The sequence below is a fragment of the Tsukamurella sp. TY48 genome, from assembly GCF_019656655.1.
Taxonomy (GTDB): domain Bacteria; phylum Actinomycetota; class Actinomycetes; order Mycobacteriales; family Mycobacteriaceae; genus Tsukamurella; species Tsukamurella strandjordii.
This window is the reverse complement of the sequence record NZ_BPMV01000002.1, coordinates 407,914-428,180: the sequence shown is the minus strand read 5'-3', so window position 1 is coordinate 428,180 and position 20,267 is coordinate 407,914. Positions and strand designations below refer to the sequence as shown.

Here is a 20,267-nt window from a genome sequence, read left to right as displayed (position 1 = left end):
TCGAAAACCCTCAGTAGAGACGCGAAGGATCACTGTGCAGACCCATGAGATTCGGAAGCGGTTCACGGACCACTTCGTCAAGGCCGGACACACCCAGGTGCCCAGTGCATCACTGGTGCTGAACGACCCGAATCAGCTGTTCGTGATCGCCGGCATGGTGCCCTTCGTGCCCTTCTTCCTGGGCCAGCAGACCCCGCCCTACGATCGCGCCACGTCGATCCAGAAGTGCGTGCGCACCCTCGACATCGAGGAGGTGGGCATCACCACCCGCCACAACACCTTCTTCCAGATGGCCGGCAACTTCAGCTTCGGCGACTACTTCAAGCGCGACGCCATCAAATTCGCCTGGAGCCTGCTGACGAACCCCGTCGAGGACGGCGGCTTCGGGATGGATCCCGAGCGCCTGTGGTCCACGGTGTACCTCGACGACGACGAGGCCCGCGACCTGTGGCTCGAGGTGGGCCAGGTGCCCGAGCGCATCCAGCGCCGCGGCATGAAGGACAACTACTGGTCGATGGGCATCCCCGGACCGGCCGGCCCGTGCTCGGAGATCTTCTACGACCGCGGACCGGAGTACGGCGTCGAAGGTGGCCCCGAGGCCGACGAGGACCGCTACATCGAGATCTGGAACCTCGTTTTCATGCAGAACGAGCGCGGCCAGGGCGGCGGCAAGGAGAACTTCGAGATCCTCGGCGAGCTGCCGAAGAAGAACATCGACACCGGCATGGGCATCGAGCGCGTCGCCTTCCTGCTGCAGGGCGTCGACAACGTCTACGACACCGACCTGCTGCGCCCCGTGATCGACCGCGCGCAGGAGCTCACCGGCCAGCGCTACAACGCCGGAGATCCCGAGCACGACCGGCTGTTCCGCGTGATCGCCGACCACACCCGCACCGCCGTGATGCTCATCGAGGACGGCGTGAACCCCGGCAACGACGGCCGCGGCTACGTGCTGCGCCGCCTGCTGCGCCGCGTGGTCCGCTCGGCCCGGCTGCTCGGCGCCACCGGGGAGACCATGGGCGTCTTCATCGACACCGTGATCGCCACCATGTCGCCCTCGTACCCGTCGCTGGCCGACGATGCGCAGCGCATCCGCACCGTGGCCACCGGCGAGGAGCAGGCCTTCCTCAAGACCCTGGAACAGGGCACCACGCTGTTCGGCAACGCGGTGGACGCCACCAAGTCCTCCGGCCGCACGGTGCTCTCGGGCGACGACGCCTTCACGCTGCACGACACCTACGGCTTCCCGATCGACCTCACGCTGGAGATGGCCTCCGAGGCCGGCCTCGAGGTGGACCAGGACGGCTTCCGCGCGCTCATGGCCGAACAGCGCCAGCGGGCCAAGGACGACGCCAACTCCCGCAAGGCCGCGCTCACCGACCTGTCCGCCTACCGCGAGCTGATCGACCGCGGCCCCACCGAGTTCACCGGCTTCGACGAGCTCAGCTCCGACGCCCAGGTCCTCGGCCTGGTCCGCGACGGCGCCCGGGTGCCGACCGCGAACCAGGGCGAGGACGTCGAGATCGTGCTCGATCGCAGCCCGCTGTACGCCGAGGCCGGCGGCCAGCTCGCCGACGTGGGCACCATCACCACCGCGGCCGGGGCGCAGGTCCTGGTGACCGACGTGCAGCGGCTGGCCAAGACCGTGTGGCGCCACCAGGGCACCGTGACCGCGGGTGAGGTCTCCGAGGGCGATCGGGTCACCGTCGCCGTCGACCCGTCGCACCGCCACGGCAGCACCCAGGGGCACTCGGGTACGCACCTCGTGCACGCCGCCCTGCGGCAGGTGCTCGGCCCCAACGCGGTGCAGGCCGGCTCGCTCAACCGCCCCGGCTACCTGCGTTTCGACTTCCGCTGGTCGGGTGCCCTCACCGAGCAGCAGCGCGCCGACATCGAGCAGGTCACCAACGAGGCGGTGCAGGCCGACTACGGCGTGAACACCGAGGTCACCGATTTGGAGACCGCGAAGAAGCGGGGCGCCATGGCGCTGTTCGGCGAGAACTACGGCGATCAGGTGCGCGTCGTCGAGATCGGCGGACCGTTCTCGATGGAGCTGTGCGGCGGCACGCACGTCGCCAGTTCTGGGCTGGTGGGTCCCGTCACTCTGCTCGGTGAGAGCTCCGTCGGATCGGGCGTGCGCCGCGTCGAGGCCTACGTGGGCCTGGATTCGCAGAAGTACCTGGCCAAGGAGCGGGCCCTGGTGTCGGCGCTGTCGTCGTCGCTCAAGGTGCCCGCCGAGGAGGTGCCCGGCCGCGTCGAATCGCTGGTGACGCGCCTCAAGGACGCCGAGAAGGAGCTCGAGAAGCTGCGCGCCCAGGCGGCGCTGTCCGCGCTGTCGGACCTTGCCTCCTCGCCCGAGCGGGTCGGCGCCGTCCGGCTGGTCGCCGCGCAGGCGCCCGCCGGTGTGGCCGCGGGGGAGCTGCGCGGACTGGTGATGCAGCTCAAGGGCCGGCTCGGTGCCGAGCCGGCGGTGATCGCGCTGTTCGCCGTGGACGGCGAGAAGGTGCCCTTCGTGGTGGCCGCCAACGACGCCGCCCAGGACCTCGGCGTCAAGGCCGGCGACGTGGTCAAGGCCGCGGCCCCGGCCGTCGGCGGACGCGGCGGCGGCAAGGCCGATATGGCGCAGGGTGCCGGCTCCGACGCCTCGGGCGTGGAGGCCGCACTCGCCGCCGTCCGGGCCGAGGTCGCGCGGGTGGCGGGCGCCTGACGGTGAGCGGATCGGCTCCCGCCTGGGAGCGCGGCCGCCGCCTGGCCCTGGACGTGGGCAAGGCGCGCATCGGCGTGGCCGTGTCCGATCCGGACGGGATCCTCGCGACCCCGGTCGAGACGGTCAAGGCGGCCAAGGACGGTTCGGATCTGCGGCGCATCGCGCGCATCGTGGAGGACTACGAACCGATCGAGATCGTCGTCGGGCTGCCGCGCACGCTGCGCGGCGACCGGGGATCGTCGGCGCACATGGCCGAACGGTTCGCTGAGCGGCTCGCCAAGGTTCTCGATGCCACAGCAAACCCGGCGCCCCGGGTATGTTTTTCAGACGAGCGCTTCACCACGGTGACGGCGCAGCGCGCGCTTCGGGACAACGGAGTGCGCGCGAAGGAGCAGCGAGCCGTGATCGATCAGGCGGCCGCGGTCGCCATCCTGCAGGGATGGCTCGATGAGCGGCGGCCCGTGGTCGACCGCGAGGAGGACGACCAGTGAACGACGGGTGGAACACCGACCGCGCCGAGCCGATCGCGGTCGGCGGTGGACCCACCCGCTCGGAGCGACGTCGCGCCGCGCGGCAGGCGCAGGTCAAGCGCCGCCGCCGGGTGGCGCTCACCGCCATCCTGGTGGTCTTCCTGGTGGTGGTGGGCACGGTGCTGTGGACCATGCGGCATTCCCTGCTCGGGAACGGCGGCAGCCCTGAGGACTACGCGTCCGGGACCGCGGGACCGCAGGTGGTCGTGCACATCACCGGCACCAACAACTCCGACTTCGCGCAGAGCCTCGTGGATGCGGGCGTGGTGAAATCGGTGGCCGCGTTCAACCAGGCCGCCGGCAACAAGCCGATCTCGGCCGGCTACTACGAGCTCCGCAAAACCCTCCCGGCGTCCGAGGTCGTGGACATGATGACCGACCCGGCGCGCTCGCACCGCGTGGGCATGGTGAACGTGCCCGCCGGCGCCCAGCTCGACGACAAGCGCGGCAAGGACAACAAGGTGGCCCGCGGCATCCTCAGCCAGATCTCGGCGGCCACCGCGCACACCAGCGACGGCGTGAAGACGCAGATTCCCGCCGCGGAGTTCGTCAAGGTCGCGGCCACCGCCTCGCCCACCGATCTGGGCGTGCCGCAGTGGGCGCTGGGCACCGTGAACCGGATGAAGGGCGATCACCGCCGCATCGAGGGGCTCATCGCGCCCGGCGTGTGGGAGGAGATCGACCCGTCCGGCTCGCCCGTCTCGATCCTCAAGGGCCTGATCAGCCAGTCCGCGAAGCAGTACGAGGCGCAGGGCCTGCTGAGCGCCAGCCGCACGTCGGCCGCGAAACTGGACCCGTACGAGGTGCTGGTGTCGTCGTCGATCGTCGAGCGCGAGGTCAACCAGGCGGACGATTACCCGAAGGTGGCCCGCGTCATCCTCAACCGGCTGGCCAAGAACCAGAAGCTGGAGATGGACTCCACGGTCAACTACACCGAGGCCGTCACCAGCATCGACGTGCGCGGCGAGCAGCTGCTGAGGAAGACCGAGTGGAACACCTACTCCAAGACCGGGTTGCCCGCCACGCCGATCGGCGCCGTCGGCATTCCCGCCCTGGTGGCCACCGAGAACCCCGCGCCCGGACCGTGGCTGTACTTCGTGACCGTCGACAGCAAGGGCACCACCCTGTTCACGGACGACTTCGCGCAGCACGAACGCAACCGGCAGACCGCCTGCGACAACAAGTTCCTCACCGTCGGGTGCGCGAAGTGACCGTCGGTCTCCGACGGTGCGCCGTGGTCGGTAAGCCGATCGATCACTCGCTGTCCCCGGTGCTGCATCGCGCGGCCTTCGCCGCGCTCGGCCTGGACTGGACCTACGACCGTATCGAATGCGATGCCGCGGGCCTGCCCGCGCTGGTCGCCGGTCTCGGGCCGGAGTGGGTCGGCCTGTCGGTGACCATGCCCGGCAAGTTCGCGGCGCTCGAACTCGCCACCGAACGCACCGAGCACGCGATCCGGGTGGGCTCGGCCAACACGCTCGTCCGGTCCGGTGACGGCTGGCTCGCCGACTGCACCGATGTCGACGGTGCCGTCGGCCTCCTCGACGAGTGCGGGGCCACCGGCGAGAGCGCCGTAGTGGTGGGCGCCGGCGGCACCGCGCGCCCCGTCCTCGCCGCCCTCGCGGATCGGGGTTTCGGGACGGTCACGGTGCTCTCGCGGTCCGAGGAGCGCGCCGCCGATGCGCTGGCGGCCGCGGAATCCTTCGGACTGACCGCCCGGTGGTCGCCGCTGCGCGCGGAGGCGGTCCCGTCGGCCGACGTCGTGGTCTCGACCCTGCCCGGCGCGGCGCAGCCCGAGGACTTCCCGCTCATGGACGCGCTGAGTTCCGCCGCGCCCGCGGTCGCCGATGTCGCCTACGACCCGTGGCCCACGCTCCTGGTGGCCGCCGCCGAGTCGAAGGGCGCACGCGTGGCGGGCGGCCTCACCATGTTGCTGGCGCAGGCCTACCGGCAGACCGAACTCTTCACCGGGTCGCCCGCCCCGCGGGACGCCATGGCCGCCGCACTCGCCACGCACCGGGGCGCATGATGGCCGAGTACCGTCACCGGTTCACGCCGCGCTACTACGAGATCGACCGCCAGGGCGTCATGTTCAACATGTGGTACCTCGGCTACGTGGACACGGCCGTCGGCGGCCTGTTCGAGCAGCTGGGGCTGCGGTTCCAGGACTGGGCGGGTCACGGTTTCGACACCCAGGTGGTGCACGCCGAGCTGGATTACGCCGCGGGCCTGACCGACGACGCCGAATCCGAGCTGATCCTGTCCGTCGGCCGGATCGGTACCAAGAGCTTCACCCTGGAGTTCCTCTTCCGCACCGACCTCGACGCCGCCCAGCCCATCGATGCGGTATCCGGCCGGCTCGTGTACGCCGTGATCGGATCGGGCCCCGGCGGCGCCATCGTGATTCCCGACCGGCTGCGCGCGGCCCTCGAGTCCTGACACAATCCCCGCGTGGAGTGGGGGCTCTTCGGGGGATTCGTGGCGTGGTGCGCGGCACTGTGCTGGTTCGATGTGCGCGAGCGTCGCCTGCCGAACGCGTTGACGGTTCCGGCGGCACTCGCGGCGATCGCCGTCGCGCTGGTGCTCGCCCTCGGGGGCGCGACCGCGACCGCGGCCCTGACCGGATCGCTGCTGTGGACCGGCATCTATCTCGTAGCCTTCGTCGGGCGCGGGGTCGGTGCGGGTGACGTGAAGCTCGCACCGACCCTGGGCGTAGTCCTCGGGGGCGTCGCGGGCGTACCCGCGGTGATCGTCGCCCTCCTCGGCGCCCAGGTGCTCACCCTGGTGTGGGCCGCGGCCACCCGCGACCGGACGGTGCCGCACGGCCCCGCGATGTGTGTCGCGGCGCTGGCCTCCTACCTCGCATTCCGTTGAATCCACGCTGAGCGCAAGGGGTCACAACGCGGAGGGCGAGGCCTACCGTCGATTCCGTGACCGCGTCAAGAACTCGCCCTGTCATCGGGATCGCCCTGGAACCCTTCGGGTGGCATCCCGCAGCGTTCGCCGAGCTGGGCGCGGATCCACTGGAGGCCACCTCCGCGGAGCACTGGGTTGGGCTGGCCCGCTCCGCGGAGGAGGCCGCCGCCGACTTCGTGACCTTCGAGGACTCGTTCACGCTCACCGCGCGCGATCGGCTCACCGGCCGCTTCGACGCCACCCTGCTCGCGGCGCGGGTCGCACCGGCCACCGACCGGATCGGCCTGGTGCCCACCGTGACCGCCACCCACACCGAGCCCTTCCACGCCTCCAAGGCGATCGCCACCCTCGACTACGTGAGCGGAGGCCGTGCCGGGATCCTGCCCACGACCACCGGTCGCGATGCCGATGCCGCGCTTTTCGGCCGCAAACAGGCGCAGGACGCCGCCTCGCAGGCGGTGGAGGCGAGCGAGTACATCACGGTGGTCCGGGATCTCTGGGACAGCTGGGACGACGATGCGGTGATCAAGGACGTGGACACCGGCCGGTACGTGGATCGGGACCGCCTGCACTACATCGATTTCCAGGGCGAGAACTTCTCCGTGAAGGGTCCGTCGATCACGCCGCGCCCGCCGCAGGGCCAGCCCGTCGTGGTGGTCCGCGTGAGTGACGGCGCCTCGGAATCGGTCGCCGCGTCCGCGGACGTGGCAGTCGTGGTCGCGCGGTCCGAAGAGGATCTCGCGAGCACCGCGGCGCGGCTGCACGCCGCCGGCGTGGCGCGGGTCCTGGCCGATGTCACGGTCTACCTCGCGGACTCCGCGCGCACGGCCGTGCGCCGGATCGAGAAGCTCGATCGCCGCGAGGAGCATGCCGACGACACCCTGGTCCACGCCGGGACCGGTGAAGACCTCGCGCTGCTCGTCGAACGCTGGCACGCGCTCGGAGTGGACGGTGTCCGCCTCCGGCCCGGGGTGAACGCCGTCGACCTACCGCGGTTGCGCGACTCCTTCGCGCCCCTGATCGGCGGTGCCCCGGCCACCGGGTCGCTGCGGGAGATCCTCGGCCTCACCCGCCCCGCCGCCCGTTTCGCCCGGGTCGGGGGCACGCTGTGAGCTCGCCGATCGCCCTCAACGTCCTCGATCTGGCACCGATCCCGGCGGGGGCCACCGCGGGCGATGCCCTGCGCAACACCCTCGACCTGGCGCGCCGCGCCGAGGACTGGGGCTACCGGCGGTACTGGGTCGCCGAGCATCACTTCGCGAACGTCGCCAGCGCCGCCCCGGCGGTGCTGATCGGTGAGATCCTCGCCGCCACCCGTCGCATCCGGGTCGGCTCCGCCGCCGTGTTGATCGGCTTCACCACCGCGCCCGCGGTGGCCGACGCCTTCGGCGTGCTCGCCGCATTGCACCCGGGCCGGGTGGACATCGGGCTGGGCCGCACCGGGCAGCGCCTGCGCACGGCCCCGCCCGGGGCCCCCGGACCGAACCCGAGGATCGTGGCCGGGTACGAGCGGCTCTACCACCCGAAGGCCGAGCCTCCGGCCTACACCGAGCAGGTCGACGACGTGCTCGCGCTGATCGCCGGGACCTACACCGCGGACGGGCTGCCGCTGCGCTCGCCGGTCGCCGAATCCGCCCAGGGCATCCCCGTCTGGGTGTTCGGCAGCAGTGCGGGGGAGAGCGCCCAGCTCGCCGGCGCGCGCGGCCTGCCCTTCGTGGCCAACTACCATGTGAGCCCCGCGACCACCGTTGAGGCGGCGAATGCGTACCGGGCGGCCTTCCGGCCGTCGGAGTTCCTCGCTGCACCGCATCTGGTGGTCAGCGCCGATGTCGTGGTCGCCGAGACCTCGCAGGCCGCACACGATCTCGCGGCGGGCTTCCCGGCGTGGGTGCACTCCATCCGGTTCGGTGCGGGCGCGATCGAATACCCGCGCGACAGCGCGAACCTCTCGGATGAGGAGCGGGCGGCCGTCGCCGATCGCACCGATACCCAGTTCGTCGGCGACCCGGGTGTGGTCGCCGCGGGCCTGCACGACCTCGCCGAGCGGACCGGGGCCGACGAACTGGTGGTCACCTCCGTGACCCACGACCACGATGCGCGGCTGCGCAGCCACGAACTCCTCGCCAAGGAATGGGGCCTGTTGTGACAGTAGTACCGGTGCGGGAAGGCGCGCACCGCAAGCAGATCCACCTCGCCGCTCATTTCCCGGGCGTGAACCACAACACCGTGTGGTCGGACCCGGCCGCGCGGAGCCAGGTGAAGTTCGATTCCTTCGTGCACCTGGCGCAGGTGGCCGAGCGGGCCAAGTTCGACTTCTTCTTCCTCGCCGAGGGACTGCGCCTGCGCGAACATCTGGGCAGGATCCACGATCTCGATGTGGTGGGGCGTCCCGATACCTTCACCGTGCTCGCCGGGCTCGCGGCCGTGACCGACCGTCTGGGCCTCGCCGGAACCATCAACACCACGTTCAACGAGCCCTTCGAGGTGGCGCGCCAGTTCGCCACGCTCGATCACCTCAGCGGCGGTCGCGCGGCCTGGAACATGGTGACCAGCTCCGACGCCTTCACCGGCGAGAACTTCCGGCGCGGCGGCTACCTCGCGCACGCCGACCGGTACCGCCGGGCGGATGAGTTCGTCACCGTGGCACGGAAGTTCTGGGACGGCTGGGGCGATGAGGTCGCACACCGCGGCGAGCAGTTCTCGGTGCGCGGCACCGCGCCGCTGCCACCCAGCCCGCAGGGGCACCCCGTGCTGCTGCAGGCGGGTGATTCGGGGGAGGGCCGGGACTTCGCCGCCGCCCAGGCGGACGCGATCTTCACCCGGCACGGCAGCCTGGAGTCGGGCCGGGCGTTCTACGCGGACGTCAAACGCCGGGCCGCCGACCGGGGGCGCGATCCCGATCACCTGAAGGTCTTCCCCGGTGCCGCGGCGGTGCTCGGCGACACCGCGGAGGAGGCGGCCGAGAACGCCCGCGAGATCCGGCACAGTCAGGTGAGCCCGCAGACCGCACTCAACTTCCTGGAGCAGGTGTGGGGACGCGAACTGCAGTCCTACGACCCCGACGGTCCGCTGCCCGATATCGAGCCGGTCTTCGACACGCAGGCGGTGAAGGGACGGGTGTTGCACGCCGACCCGCGCGAAATCGTGGCCACCTACCGGGCCCGGGCCGAGGCGGGCGGGCTGTCGATCCGCGAGCTGGTGATCGAGCTCAACACCCGCCCGCAGTTCGTGGGCACCCCGCAGCAGGTGGCCGACGAGATCGACACCTACATCCAGGCCGATGCCGCCGACGGGTTCATCCTGGTACCGCATCTGACCCCCACCGGGCTCGATGAGTTCGCCGACCGCGTGGTTCCGTTGTTGCAGGAGCGCGGCGCGTTCCGCTCGGAGTACACCGGGACCACCCTGCGGGAGCACCTCGGCCTGCCGGTTCCGCAGCAGCGCAGCGACGCCCGGCAGGTGGGTTAGCGAATATTCACCGGAATCGGACACGGCGCCGGTCGGCAGGAACTACCGTTCGGCCATGACCCAAGGCATGCGTCCCGATCTGTCCGGTGTCGACCCGTTGGTCGTCAATCTCGCCCAGCGGGTGTGCATCGGTGATCTGCCGACGCGTGCCGCCCGGTCCTTCGGGGACCGGGTCGCCCTGGTCGACGGTGCTCAGACCGTCACCTACCGCGAGCTCGAGGCGCGGTCGAACGCGCTGGCGCGTGGACTCGCCGATCGCGGCTATGTGCGCGGCGACGCCATCGCCCTGCAACTGCAGAACCGCTGGGAGTTCGTCGTCTCCCTGTTCGCCTGCGCCAAACTGGGTGTGGTCGCGATGCCGCAGAACCTGCTGCTCGCCCCCGGCGACGTGGGGTACCAGCTCGGCGACAGCGGGGTGCGCGCCGTGATCACCGAGGACGTCTTCGTGCCGGGGCTCACCGCCGCGCTGGGCGCGACCCCGAACTCCGTGGACGCCGTGTACGTGGTCTCCAACGGGGCCGGTGAGATCCCCACATCGGTGGGCGGCGCGCCCTCGGCGCCGTTCGCCGAACTGCCCTCCGTGGACGATTCGCCGGTGGAGGTGGTGGTCGAAGACCGCGACATCGTGCACTGCCTGTACACCTCCGGCACCACCTCCCGGCCCAAGGGTGTGGTCACCAGCCATGTGGCCGTGCACATCTCGGCCCTGTCCTCGGCGCTCGGCCTCGGGGTGCGGCCCGATGTGGTGCCGGCGGTGCAGCCGATCGCGCTGCCGCTGTTCCACGTGACCGCCCTCGACGCGCTCCTCATGCCGATGCTGATCACCGGCGGCACCGCCGTGCTTCTGCGCGGCTTCGACCCCGCGGCGCTGGCCCGCACGTTCGTCGACCACCACGTCACCCACCTGACGCTGCTGCCCATGATGTGGGCGGCGCTGCTCGCCCAGCCCGAGCTCACCGACGAGAACACCGCCCACCTGCTCACCGGGTTGTACGCGATGGCTCCGATGCCGCCCGAACTGCTGGCCCGGGTGCGCGCCCGGTTCCCCGCGGCGGCGGTGATCCTCGGCTCCGGCCAGACCGAGACCACGCCCGCCTCGGAGCTGCAGTGGGCCGGCCACCAGGGCGTCAAGGACGACTCCTGGGGCCCGGCCACGGTGTCCACCGGCATCGCGATCATGGGCCCCGACGGTGCCCTACTCGGCCCCGGCAAGATCGGTGAGATCGTCTACCGTGCACCGCAGCTCATGGCCGGATACTGGAACAACCCGGCCGCGAACACCGAGGCCTTCGCCCACGGCTGGTTCCACGGCGGCGATATCGGCTACCTCGACGAGGACGGCGTCGTCTACTTCACCGACCGCGCGAAGGACATCATCAAGACCGGCGGCGAGAACGTCTCGTCCGTCGAGGTCGAGCGCGTGCTGCTCGGGCACGACGATGTCACCGAGGTGGCCGTGGTCGGGACCCCGCACGAACACTGGGGCGAGGCCGTGACCGCCTTCGTGGTCACCGGACCCGGCGCGGCCAGCGATGACGCCGCGCTGCTCGACTATGCGCGGGCGAACCTCGCCGGGTTCAAGGCGCCCAAGGAGATCGTCTTCGTCGATCAGCTCCCGAAGACCGCCACCGGCAAGATTCAGAAGCACCTGGTGCGTACGCTGCGCGAGATCCGCACCTAGCCGACGCGGGCGATCTGCGGCGCGAGCGCGAGCGCGTCGGTGAGGATCTGCTCGTAGTCGCGGACGTCGAATTCGTAGGGCAGCTCCAGGCGCAGTTCGGTGACACCGTCGAACGACGGGTCCTCCGCGAGGCGCTCGGCGATCTCGGCGACCGGCCCCACCAGATCGGCGGCGAACAGGGTGCGGCGGTCGCCGTGCGCCCCCAGGGTGCGCTCGTACCGCGAGTGCGCGTAATCACGGTAGCGCTGCGCCGTCGCTCGGTCGGCGCCGTCGGTGGGCACGATCACCCTGCCGACCGCGACCCGCTTGCCGCGGCCGCCCGCCGCATGGAACTCGTCGATGAGCCGGCGCTGCACCGTCCCGAAATCGTCGGAGTCGATCCCGGCCGCGGAAACGATGTTCCCGGTCAGCAGGTGCAATCCGGACTCCCCGGTCCACCGCACGGATCCCAGGCTGGTGCCGCCGTACCAGGACCGGTCGACGAGGCCGGGCGTATGCGGCTGCAGCCGGGGGCGTTGCCGGTTCCCCGGCGATTCGATGGTGGTGTCCGGGCCGCTGAGGTAGTCGCCGCGCAGGTGCTCGACGGTGCGCGCCACGCGCGCGTGGCCGAGTTCGTAGGTGCGCCAGTCACCGTCGAAGACCACGTCCGCCAGGAGCTCGGCGTGCGGCATCCCGGTCGAGAATCCGGCCTGGATGCGGCCCCCGGACAGCGCATCGGCCAGCGAGAGATCCTCGGCGAGCCGGAACGGGTTCTCGTAGCCGATGGGGATCACGGCCGTACCCAGCTCGATGGTCGACGTGCGTTGCGATGCCGCGCCGAGGAAGACCGCCGCCGAGGAGATCCCGTGTTCCAGGTGGCGTTGGCGCACCCACGCCCCGCGGTACCCCAGCCGCTCACCGAACTCGATGAGCCGCAGCGTGTCCTCGAGTCCCGCGGCGGGATCGTGATCGAGGTAGTTCCCCGGCGTGAGGAAGGCGAGCGATTCGATCGTGAGCCCCATCAGAAACCGGCCTGGGGGTTGATCTCGGACTTCGGCAGCGCCGCCGCCGGCACCTTCCACTTGTCGAACAGCCGCTGGTACTCGCCGCGGGCGATCAGGGTGTTCACCGCCTGCGCGATGGCCGGGGCGAAGGGCGAACCCTTGGCGGAGACGAAACCGACCACGGTGGTGGAGTACTCGCCGAGGAACGTGGTGCCGGGCACCTTGTCGACGAGGTAGCGCAGCGACAGCGTGGGACCGAAGTAGGCGTCCACCCGGCCGTTCTGCAGGCTCAGGATGATCGCGCCCTGTTCATCGAGGTACTGCACCGTGTAGGCGGGCTTGCCCTTCGCGGTGCACTGCTCCACCCCCTTCTCCAGGATCTGCTGGAAGGTGGTGCCCGAGCCGGTCACGATCTTCTTGCCGCACAGGTCCTCCAGCGTCTTCACCTCGGTCAGACCGGAGTTCGCGGAGCCCACGAAGGCCTGGCCGTCGTTGAGATAGGTGGCGAAGTCCACCACCTGCAGGCGCGGTTTGGTGACGCCGAAGTTGCCCTGCCCCACCTGGTACCGACCGTTCTGCACGCCCGGGATGATCGTGGAGAAGGTGCCGATGTCCTGTTTCCAGGTGATGCCGAGCGCCTTCGCGACCGCGTTGCGCAGGTCCACGTCGAGGCCCACCGGGTTGCCGTCGGGTACCTCGCCGCCGTGCGGCAGCTGGTTGATCCCCGGCTGCCGGGTCAGGCCGAGTGTCACCTCCGTGGTCCCGGCCGGCAGGAGGGCCTTCGCCGCCGGGTCGACGGCGATCGACGAGACCACGTCCTCGGTGGGCACCGGGTAGGCGGAACTGGACGCGGCGGTGTCGGTCGACCCGCCGCCGCAGGCGCTGAGTAGCGCAGCGGCCGCGGCGGTGGCGGCGAGAAGGGCGAACGGACGGGCGGACCGGGCGCGGCTGCGCATGACGGTGCTCCTTGCGGGGATGGGGTTGTGTTGTGTGGGAGAAAGGTTCAGCGGACGGCGGCGAGGAAATCGCGCGTCCGGTCGTGGGTGGCGTGCGCGAAGATCTCGTCGGGAGTCCCGGATTCCACGATGCGGCCGTCGTCCATGAAGACCACGGTGTCGGCCACATCGCGGGCGAAGCCGATCTCGTGGGTCACCACGACCATCGTCATCCCGGTCTCGGCGAGATCGCGGATCACCGCGAGGACCTCGCCCACGAGCTCGGGATCGAGTGCGGACGTGGGCTCGTCGAACAGCACGACATCGGGCCGCATCGCGACGGTGCGGGCGATCGCGACGCGCTGTTGCTGCCCGCCGGACAGCTGGGACGGCCACGATGCCTCGCGCCCCGCCAGACCGACACGGGCCAGCAGCTCGCGACCCCGTTCGGCGGCCTCCGCCGCGGGGACGCCCGCGGCGATCTGCCCCTCGGTGAGGTTCTGCAGCACCGTGAGGTGCGGAAAGAGGTTGAACTGTTGGAAGACCATGCCGATCCGGCTGCGCTGGCGGGCGATCGCGCGCGGCGCGAGCTCGCGCAGCACCGTCGATCCCCGGCGGTGCCCGGCCTCCCGGTAGCCGATGAGATCGCCGTTCACGCGGACGTAGCCGGAGTCCGGGCGCTCCAGGTGATTGATGCAGCGCAGCAGCGTGGACTTCCCCGAACCCGAAGGGCCGAGGACGATCGCCACCTCTCCGGCCGCCACGTCGAGGTCGATGGAGCGCAGGACTTCCTGTCCGCCGAAGGACTGGCGCTCATCGATGCGCTCCGATGGCGGGGAGCTGCGGTCGCAGGCGCGCGGCGTCGCGGAGGATTTCCCGGAAGGGCCGTGCGTCACGGCGCCCCCGGTTGAACCGGCGCTCCACGAAGTACTGGCCCACGGCGAGCACCGAGGTGATCACGATGTACCAGATAGTGGCAACCAGGAGCAGCGGCATCACCTTGAAGTTCTGGTTGTAGATCAACTGCACCGAGTACAGCAGATCCGTCACCGCGATCACGCTCACCAGCGAGGTCGATTTCAGCAGGCCGATCAGGAGGTTGCCGGACGACGGGATGATCGCCGGCATCGCCTGGGGGAGCACGATGCGGCGGAAGATGCGTCGCGGGCTCAGGCCGAGCGAGCGTGCCGCCTCGGTCTGTCCCGGGTCCACCGACACCAGTCCGCCGCGCACGATCTCCGCCGCGAAGGCGGCCACGTCGAGGGTCAGCGCGATGAACGCCGCCACCAGCGGCGCGATCAGGTGCGTGGTGTTGAACGTGACGAACTCGGGTCCGAAGGGAATACCGAGTGACAGTTGCGGATACAACGAGGCGAGCTGGAACCAGAAGAGCAGGAGCACCAGCGGCGGGACCGACCGGACGATCCAGACGAAGCCGAACGAGACGGCCTGCAGCAGCGGCCCTCCCCACAGTCGCATCGCGGCCAGCCCGATGCCCAGGACGAAACCCGCCGCGAAGGTGAGTGCCGTGAGCCACAGCGTGAGACCGAGGCCCTTGAGCACCGATTCCTGCGTGAAATAGCTCGCGACCGTAGGCCATTCGAAACGCTCATTGGTGAGCAGGGTGTGTACCAGCATCGCGCCGAGCACCGCCACGACGGCGGTGGCCACCCACCGCCCGGGGCGGTGCCGCCCCACGAGCCGGACCTGGGACGGTGCCGCATCGAGTGCTGGACTCGGCGCGGGGAGGGTCGTTGTGGCCATGATGCTCGACGGTAAGCGGGCCCTCCGGCGCGGGAAAGGTTTTCAATCGCCCTGACGGGATGCCGCGATACCGGTCTCGTAGGCGTATCGGACGGCGTGTGCACGGTCCCGCAGGTGTGCCTTCGCGAACAGGTTGTTGATGTGGGTCTTCACCGTCGACTCGCTGACGAACAGCCGGGTCGCGATGTCGCGGTTGGCGAGCCCGTCGGCGATGAGCCGCAGTACCTCGGTCTCGCGGGGAGTCAGATCGATCGGGGGAGCGCCGCCCGCGGATCGCGCCGCCGGCGTGGCCCCCGGTGCCGTGATCGACGCCAGGAGGCGGCGCTGCACCCCCGGGTCGAGCACCGACTGTCCCGCTGCGGCGGCGGCGATGGCCGCGGCGATCTCGGCGCGGCCGGCGTTCTTGGTGAGATAGCCGCGTGCCCCCGCCTGCAGGCCGCGCAGGATCGACTCCTCGTCGTCGTAGGTGGTGAGCAGGACCACCGCCGTATCGGGCGCCGCGGCCAGCACCCGTTCGGTGGCGTCGACCCCATCCAGGTGCGGCATCCGCAGGTCCGTGAGGAGTACCGCGGGCCGCAGCCGCAGCGTCACCTCCACCGCCTCGGCACCGTCGGACGCGGTCCCCACCACCGCGATCCCCGGCGAGAGGTCCAGCATGGCCGCGAGCGCATCGCGCACCGCCGCTTGATCGTCGGCCACCACCACCGTCACATCCGTCACCGGCCGGCACTCCTTCCCGGGACCGCGAGGGTCACCGTCCACCCGCCGTCGGGCGACGGCCCGGCGTGCAGGGTTCCGCCCACCTCGGCGGCGCGTTCGCGCATCCCCACCAGCCCCATTCCCGATCCGTGCGCGGCCGCGGTCGCGCGTCCCGGACCGTTGGTCACCGTCAGGACCGCGCCGGCGGGCACCGCGGCCAGGGTGGCCGTCACCGACGCGCCCGGAGCGTGCCGCCGGGCGTTGGTGAAGGCCTCCTGGGCCACCCGCAGGATCGCGCGTGCGGTGGCATCGTCGAGGTCGACGGCGTCGGAGGTGACCGACTCTCCATCGGATTCCGCCAGCGCGGCGAGCGCTGCGGGCAGATCGACGGTGTCCTCCCGCAGGGCGTGCACGGCGTCGCGGGCCTCGGTGACGCCGCCGGCGATGGCGCCGCGGGCACGCTGCACCGCGGCACGCGCATCGTCGGGGCGACCGGCCTCCAGCAGGGCGTCCGCGAGCTCGAGCTGCATCCCGGCACCGGAGAGGGTGTGGGCGAGCACATCGTGCAGGTCGCGGGCGATCCGGGCTCGTTCGGCGAGAGCGCTGCCCCGCGCCTCGGACGCGGCGGTGCGCCTGGTCTGCTCCACCAGTTGTTCCAGGGCCTGCGTGCGCTCGCGGCGGGTGCGCCGCACGATCCCCGCCCACACGGTGACCGTGATGCTGAGGCCGATCCAGAAGTCCGAGGAGTGCTGCATCGCCAGCCCGGTGGCCACGGTGCCGCCGAGCAGGACGGCGAGGGGGATCGCGATCCGCTGTGGGAAGCGGGCGCCGAAGTAGACCGCCGAGACGTACGCCAGGAGGCCGATCCCCGGATTGGGCTGCAGCGCGAACAGGGCACCGGTCGCCACTGCGCCGACGGCCTCGACACCCACGGTCACGGACAGCGGCACCCGATCGGAGCGCACCGCGCGCAGCGCGACCACTACGGAGGTCAGGGCGAACAGGATCGCGAGCCACGGCGCGGACCGATCCCAGTGCAGGGTCGGGATTGCCGCGACGAGACCGGCGACCGACACCAGGAAGCCGAATCGCATACGGTCGCCGTCGAGCACCCGCTCATCGTTGCACGGGTGCACCGGTTCGGCCGTGGACCGGGATGATCGCGCTACGGGCAGGAGTGGGAAACTGATCGGCATGTCTACCTCATCGATGTCCAGCGCCGCCGCCGACCTGACGGAGCGCACGATCATCGAGGCGCGGGCGCGCCTGGCCGGGGTGGTCACCGAGAGCCCGCTGCAGCCCGCGGAACGTCTGTCCGCGCTGACCGGCGCGAAGGTCTATCTCAAGCGCGAGGACCTGCAGGTGGTCCGCTCCTACAAGATCCGCGGCGCCTACAACCTGATGGCCCAGCTCAGCGATGCCGAGAAGGCCGCCGGTGTGGTGGCCGCGTCCGCCGGGAACCATGCCCAGGGCGTCGCCTTCGCCTGCCGGGCGATGGAGGTGCACGGCCGGATCTACGTGCCCACCACCACGCCCAAGCAGAAGCGCGACCGGATCCGCGCCCACGGCGGCCGCTTCGTCGAGTTGATCGCCGTCGGCGAGACCTACGACGCGGCCGCCGCCGCGGCGCAGGCCGATGTCGCCGAGACCGGGGCCACCTGGGTGCACGCCTTCGACGACGTCCGCACCACGGCGGGACAGGGAACCATCGGCGTGGAGTTGGTCGAGCAACTCGGCGGCGTCCCCGATGTGGTCGTGGTCCCGGTGGGCGGCGGGGGTTGCTTCGCCGGGGTCACCCGGTACCTGCGGTCGCAGTCGGACCGGGTCGCGATCGTCGGGGCCGAGCCGGCCGGTGCCGCCTCGCTGGCCCGCTCGCTCGACGCGGGCGAGGTGGTGGAGCTCGCCACCATCGACCCGTTCGTCGACGGTGCCGCCGTCCGTCGGATCGGCGGGATCGGCTTCGACGTGGCACGCGAGCAGAACGCGCAGGTGTGGGAGGGGCACGAGGTGCGGGAGGTGAACCCCGGCAGCGTGTCCATCATCGAGGTCGACGAGGGCGCCATCTGCACCGCGATGCTCGACCTGTACCAGAACGAGGGCGTGATCGCGGAGCCCGCGGGCGCTCTCTCCGTGGCGGCGCTGGCGCAGCTGCGGATCGAGCCCGGCGCCACGGTGGTGTGCCTGCTGTCCGGCGGGAACAACGACGTCTCGCGGTACAACGAGGTGATCGAACGGTCGCTGGTGCATCAGGGTCTCAAGCACTACTTCCTGGTCGCCTTCCCGCAGGAGCCCGGTGCCCTGCGCCGGTTCCTCGACGAGGTGCTCGGCCCCGACGACGACGTGACGCTGTTCGAGTACGTCAAGCGCAACAACCGCGATACCGGCGAGGCGCTGGTGGGCGTCGAACTCGGCCACGCCGGAGATCTCGACGCCCTGCTGGCGCGCATGGATCAGTCTCGTCTGCACTGTGAGCGCCTCGAGCCCGGCTCGCCGGCGTACCGCTACCTGACCTGATCAGACGGCCTGCAGTGGCCGCTGTGCGCCGCGGTGCGCCTCCACCCGCCGCTGCAGGAACCAGTTCTGCGCGAACAGGGTGACGCCGATGAACAGCATGGTGGTGACGCCGGCGAAGGCACGTCCGGTGTGGTCGTGGAAGAGGGCCGGAACCAGCGTGTCGATCGCGAAGTGGGCACCGATGGCCACGATCCACAGTCCGAGTGTGGGCAGCGTGGCCTGTCGCAGATAGCGGCCGTCCGGGCCGGGGAAGACCTTGGTGGTCAGCGCCCGCGGGTAGGCCAGGCCCACGGCGAGTGCGAGCCCGAGCAGCGCGGCGACGGCGTGACCGATGCCCACCTCGCCTCCCTCGGAGACGTACTGCACGGTCTGGACCAGGCCGACCGCGGCGAGCACGAGGGCGATCCGAGCGGTCCTGTCCTTGATGGGGCGGGCCTGGAACTGGCGGTAGAGGATCCAGCCGAGGGCCAGGACGACGATGAGGGCGGTGGTCGCTGTGTTCATGCCGCAGACTCTGCCGCGATCCCGGCCGGAGCGGATCGACCCGCGGGTGGAGATCCGGGTGGAGACGTAGTCTTCGAGCATGGCTGCTGCAGATCATCTCGAACCCGCTGTCATCGCCTTCCTGTCCGAGGGCACGCGCACCGCGCACCTGACCTACCTCGCGAAGGACGGCAGGCCGCTCAGCACGCCCGTCTGGTTCGTGGTGGACGACGGTGCGCTCGTCTTCGCCACGGGTGCGGATACCTCCAAGGGCAAGCTGATCGCACGGGATCCGCGGGTCGCGGTCTCCGTCGACCTACCGGAACCTCCCTACGCCTTCGCGCAGGTGCAGGGGATCGCCGAGATCATCGACGACGATCCCGACTACCTGCTGAAGATCTGCACCGCCTGCGGCGGCCGCTACATGGGCGCCGACCGCGCTGAGGAATTCGGACGCCGCAACGCGGTGCCGGGCGAGGTGATCGTCAAGATCCGGCCCACCCGGGTCCTGTTCAGCGGCAACGCGACCGCGTAGACCGGCGGCTGCGCGGCCCGAGATCAGCCGATCTCGGCGACCGCCTTGGCGATGATCTCCAGGCTGCGCCGGCGCTCGTCGAGACCGGGAACCATCCCGGAGATCATCAGTTCCTGCGGGCGGGTGCGCTCGAGCAGCTCGGTCAGTTCGCGGCGGACGGTCTCCTGGGAGCCCACGATCCACGCCGAGGTCGACGGTGCGATCGCCGCCTCCTGATCGGCGGTGAGCGGAGCGGCGGCGGCCTGCTCGTAGGTGAGCAGGCGACCGGGATTGCCGGTGCGCACGCGGTACATCGCGGCCTTGCCGGGCCCCGCGATGCGCTGGGCCTCCTCGTCGGTATCGGCGGCGATCACGGTCACGGTCAGCATCGCGTTCGGGGAGTCGAGGTCGCCCGGCCGGAAGTTCTCGCGGTACTCGGCGAGCGCGGGGAGCGTCGCCTGCGGCGCGAAATGCCGGGCGAAGGCGAACGGAAGGCCCAGCAGGCCAGCTAGTTTCGCACTGAAGGTGGACGAACCCAGCAGCCACACTTGCGGATCCGCGCCGACGCCCGGGGTCGCCGTGATCGCGGCGTAGGGATGATCGATCGGGAAGTCGTCACGCAGGAAGGCCCGCAGATGCGCGAGCGCCTGCGGGAAGTCGTCGACCGACTCGCTCACCTTGCCGCCGCGCAACGCATGCGCGGTCAGCTGGTCGGTGCCCGGTGCGCGACCGATGCCCAGATCGATGCGATCCGGGAAGAGGGCGTCGAGCGTGCCGAACTGCTCGGCCACCACGAGCGGCTGGTGGTTGGGCAGCATCACACCGCCGGAACCCACGCGGATCGACTCGGTGGCCGCGGCGATCTGCCCGATCAGTACCGCGGGCGCGGAACTCGCGATCCCCGGCATCGAATGATGTTCTGCCACCCACACGCGGTGATAGCCCAGCCGCTCGGCCTCCTGCGCGGTCGCGATGGTGTCGCGCAGGGCGTCGCCGAAGGAGGCACCGTCCACGACGGGCGCGAGTTCGAGGACGGAGAGGCGGGGGCGGAGTACGGAATCGTCGGACACCCA

General features: G+C 70.8%; 20 protein-coding genes. 12 read left to right on the top strand and 8 right to left on the bottom strand.

The window, feature by feature from the left end:
* The first annotated feature begins 34 nt into the window (after positions 1-34).
* From alaS to TTY48_RS17815, 10 genes are read left to right on the top strand one after another with little or no spacing between them, the layout of a single operon-like run.
* Positions 35-2,707 carry an alanine--tRNA ligase gene (alaS, locus tag TTY48_RS17860; RefSeq protein ID WP_220658995.1) on the top strand — a complete coding sequence of 891 codons (2,673 nt, stop codon included), beginning with the start codon at positions 35-37 and terminating at the stop codon, positions 2,705-2,707.
* 2 nt (positions 2,708-2,709) lie between these two features.
* Positions 2,710-3,198 (top strand): Holliday junction resolvase RuvX, encoded by a 489-nt coding sequence (ruvX, locus tag TTY48_RS17855; RefSeq protein ID WP_220658994.1) that lies wholly within the window; start codon positions 2,710-2,712, stop codon positions 3,196-3,198.
* Positions 3,195-4,448, top strand: a complete 1,254-nt coding sequence (gene mltG, locus TTY48_RS17850; RefSeq protein ID WP_220658993.1) for an endolytic transglycosylase MltG — start codon at positions 3,195-3,197, stop codon at positions 4,446-4,448. The genes ruvX and mltG overlap by 4 nt, the downstream gene beginning before the upstream one ends.
* Positions 4,436-5,266, top strand: a complete 831-nt coding sequence (locus TTY48_RS17845; RefSeq protein WP_374758722.1) for a shikimate dehydrogenase — start codon at positions 4,436-4,438, stop codon at positions 5,264-5,266. Before mltG ends, TTY48_RS17845 begins: the two co-directional genes overlap by 13 nt.
* Positions 5,266-5,676: a thioesterase family protein gene (locus TTY48_RS17840; RefSeq protein WP_220658991.1), complete on the top strand. Its 411-nt coding sequence runs from the start codon at positions 5,266-5,268 to the stop codon at positions 5,674-5,676. The genes TTY48_RS17845 and TTY48_RS17840 overlap by 1 nt, the downstream gene beginning before the upstream one ends.
* Positions 5,677-5,688: 12 nt before the next feature.
* Positions 5,689-6,111 (top strand): prepilin peptidase, encoded by a 423-nt coding sequence (locus TTY48_RS17835; protein ID WP_220658990.1) that lies wholly within the window; start codon positions 5,689-5,691, stop codon positions 6,109-6,111.
* A 56-nt stretch (positions 6,112-6,167) separates the two neighbouring features.
* Positions 6,168-7,265: an LLM class flavin-dependent oxidoreductase gene (locus TTY48_RS17830; RefSeq protein ID WP_255585806.1), complete on the top strand. Its 1,098-nt coding sequence runs from the start codon at positions 6,168-6,170 to the stop codon at positions 7,263-7,265.
* Complete coding sequence (locus TTY48_RS17825) at positions 7,262-8,299, top strand: MsnO8 family LLM class oxidoreductase (RefSeq protein WP_220658989.1); 1,038 nt, start codon at positions 7,262-7,264, stop codon at positions 8,297-8,299. Before TTY48_RS17830 ends, TTY48_RS17825 begins: the two co-directional genes overlap by 4 nt.
* Positions 8,284-9,621, top strand: coding sequence for an NtaA/DmoA family FMN-dependent monooxygenase (locus tag TTY48_RS17820; protein ID WP_220658988.1), 1,338 nt, complete (start codon positions 8,284-8,286; stop codon positions 9,619-9,621). The genes TTY48_RS17825 and TTY48_RS17820 overlap by 16 nt, the downstream gene beginning before the upstream one ends.
* 55 nt (positions 9,622-9,676) lie before the next feature.
* Positions 9,677-11,302 (top strand): class I adenylate-forming enzyme family protein, encoded by a 1,626-nt coding sequence (locus TTY48_RS17815; RefSeq protein WP_220658987.1) that lies wholly within the window; start codon positions 9,677-9,679, stop codon positions 11,300-11,302.
* Here the strand turns inward: TTY48_RS17815 and TTY48_RS17810 are convergent.
* Genes TTY48_RS17810 through TTY48_RS17785 form a run of 6 tightly spaced genes read right to left on the bottom strand, consistent with a single transcriptional unit; the run spans position 11,299 to position 16,879 of the window.
* A complete protein-coding gene (locus TTY48_RS17810; RefSeq protein ID WP_220658986.1) occupies positions 11,299-12,303 on the bottom strand; it encodes an LLM class flavin-dependent oxidoreductase in 1,005 nt (334 codons plus the stop codon). The two genes, TTY48_RS17815 and TTY48_RS17810, sit on opposite strands and share 4 nt — an antisense overlap.
* Positions 12,303-13,241: an ABC transporter substrate-binding protein gene (locus TTY48_RS17805; RefSeq protein ID WP_220658985.1), complete on the bottom strand. Its 939-nt coding sequence runs from the start codon at positions 13,239-13,241 to the stop codon at positions 12,303-12,305. The genes TTY48_RS17810 and TTY48_RS17805 overlap by 1 nt, the downstream gene beginning before the upstream one ends.
* A gap of 47 nt (positions 13,242-13,288) precedes the next feature.
* Positions 13,289-14,041, bottom strand: a complete 753-nt coding sequence (locus TTY48_RS17800) for an amino acid ABC transporter ATP-binding protein (RefSeq protein WP_220659609.1) — start codon at positions 14,039-14,041, stop codon at positions 13,289-13,291.
* Positions 14,034-14,984 (bottom strand): amino acid ABC transporter permease, encoded by a 951-nt coding sequence (locus TTY48_RS17795; RefSeq protein ID WP_220658984.1) that lies wholly within the window; start codon positions 14,982-14,984, stop codon positions 14,034-14,036. Before TTY48_RS17795 ends, TTY48_RS17800 begins: the two co-directional genes overlap by 8 nt.
* A 42-nt stretch (positions 14,985-15,026) precedes the next feature.
* On the bottom strand, positions 15,027-15,704 hold the full coding sequence (locus TTY48_RS17790; RefSeq protein WP_255585805.1) for a response regulator transcription factor: 678 nt from the start codon (positions 15,702-15,704) through the stop codon (positions 15,027-15,029).
* Positions 15,701-16,879 carry a sensor histidine kinase gene (locus TTY48_RS17785; RefSeq protein ID WP_220658983.1) on the bottom strand — a complete coding sequence of 393 codons (1,179 nt, stop codon included), beginning with the start codon at positions 16,877-16,879 and terminating at the stop codon, positions 15,701-15,703. The genes TTY48_RS17790 and TTY48_RS17785 overlap by 4 nt, the downstream gene beginning before the upstream one ends.
* Between TTY48_RS17785 and ilvA the strand changes: the two genes are divergently transcribed.
* A complete protein-coding gene (gene ilvA, locus TTY48_RS17780) occupies positions 16,878-18,197 on the top strand; it encodes a threonine ammonia-lyase IlvA (protein ID WP_220658982.1) in 1,320 nt (439 codons plus the stop codon). The genes TTY48_RS17785 and ilvA overlap by 2 nt on opposite strands.
* On the opposite strand, the gene TTY48_RS17775 is transcribed toward ilvA, so the two are convergent.
* The gene (locus TTY48_RS17775) at positions 18,198-18,701 is read right to left on the bottom strand and encodes a hypothetical protein (RefSeq protein WP_220658981.1); all 504 of its coding nucleotides are present in this window, start codon (positions 18,699-18,701) and stop codon (positions 18,198-18,200) included.
* 79 nt (positions 18,702-18,780) lie between these two features.
* Between TTY48_RS17775 and TTY48_RS17770 the strand changes: the two genes are divergently transcribed.
* Entirely contained in the window at positions 18,781-19,215 is a 435-nt protein-coding gene (locus tag TTY48_RS17770; protein ID WP_220658980.1) for a PPOX class F420-dependent oxidoreductase, read from the top strand.
* A 23-nt stretch (positions 19,216-19,238) separates the two neighbouring features.
* Here the strand turns inward: TTY48_RS17770 and TTY48_RS17765 are convergent, their stop codons facing one another.
* Positions 19,239-20,264 carry an LLM class flavin-dependent oxidoreductase gene (locus tag TTY48_RS17765; RefSeq protein WP_220658979.1) on the bottom strand — a complete coding sequence of 342 codons (1,026 nt, stop codon included), beginning with the start codon at positions 20,262-20,264 and terminating at the stop codon, positions 19,239-19,241.
* Between the last annotated feature and the right edge of the window lie 3 nt (positions 20,265-20,267).

Excerpts from the sequence above, each read along its gene's own strand:
- TTY48_RS17795 (WP_220658984.1), bottom strand. The coding sequence starts at position 14,984 with ATGGCCACAACGACCCTCCCCGCGCCGAGTCCAGCACTCGATGCGGCA.
- ilvA (WP_220658982.1), top strand. The coding sequence starts at position 16,878 with ATGTCTACCTCATCGATGTCCAGCGCCGCCGCCGACCTGACGGAGCGC.
- TTY48_RS17815 (WP_220658987.1), top strand. The coding sequence starts at position 9,677 with ATGACCCAAGGCATGCGTCCCGATCTGTCCGGTGTCGACCCGTTGGTC.
- TTY48_RS17810 (WP_220658986.1), bottom strand. The coding sequence starts at position 12,303 with ATGGGGCTCACGATCGAATCGCTCGCCTTCCTCACGCCGGGGAACTAC.
- TTY48_RS17805 (WP_220658985.1), bottom strand. The coding sequence starts at position 13,241 with ATGCGCAGCCGCGCCCGGTCCGCCCGTCCGTTCGCCCTTCTCGCCGCC.
- TTY48_RS17785 (WP_220658983.1), bottom strand. The coding sequence starts at position 16,879 with ATGCCGATCAGTTTCCCACTCCTGCCCGTAGCGCGATCATCCCGGTCC.
- TTY48_RS17840 (WP_220658991.1), top strand. The coding sequence starts at position 5,266 with ATGGCCGAGTACCGTCACCGGTTCACGCCGCGCTACTACGAGATCGAC.
- TTY48_RS17775 (WP_220658981.1), bottom strand. The coding sequence starts at position 18,701 with ATGAACACAGCGACCACCGCCCTCATCGTCGTCCTGGCCCTCGGCTGG.
- TTY48_RS17820 (WP_220658988.1), top strand. The coding sequence starts at position 8,284 with ATGGGGCCTGTTGTGACAGTAGTACCGGTGCGGGAAGGCGCGCACCGC.
- TTY48_RS17770 (WP_220658980.1), top strand. The coding sequence starts at position 18,781 with ATGGCTGCTGCAGATCATCTCGAACCCGCTGTCATCGCCTTCCTGTCC.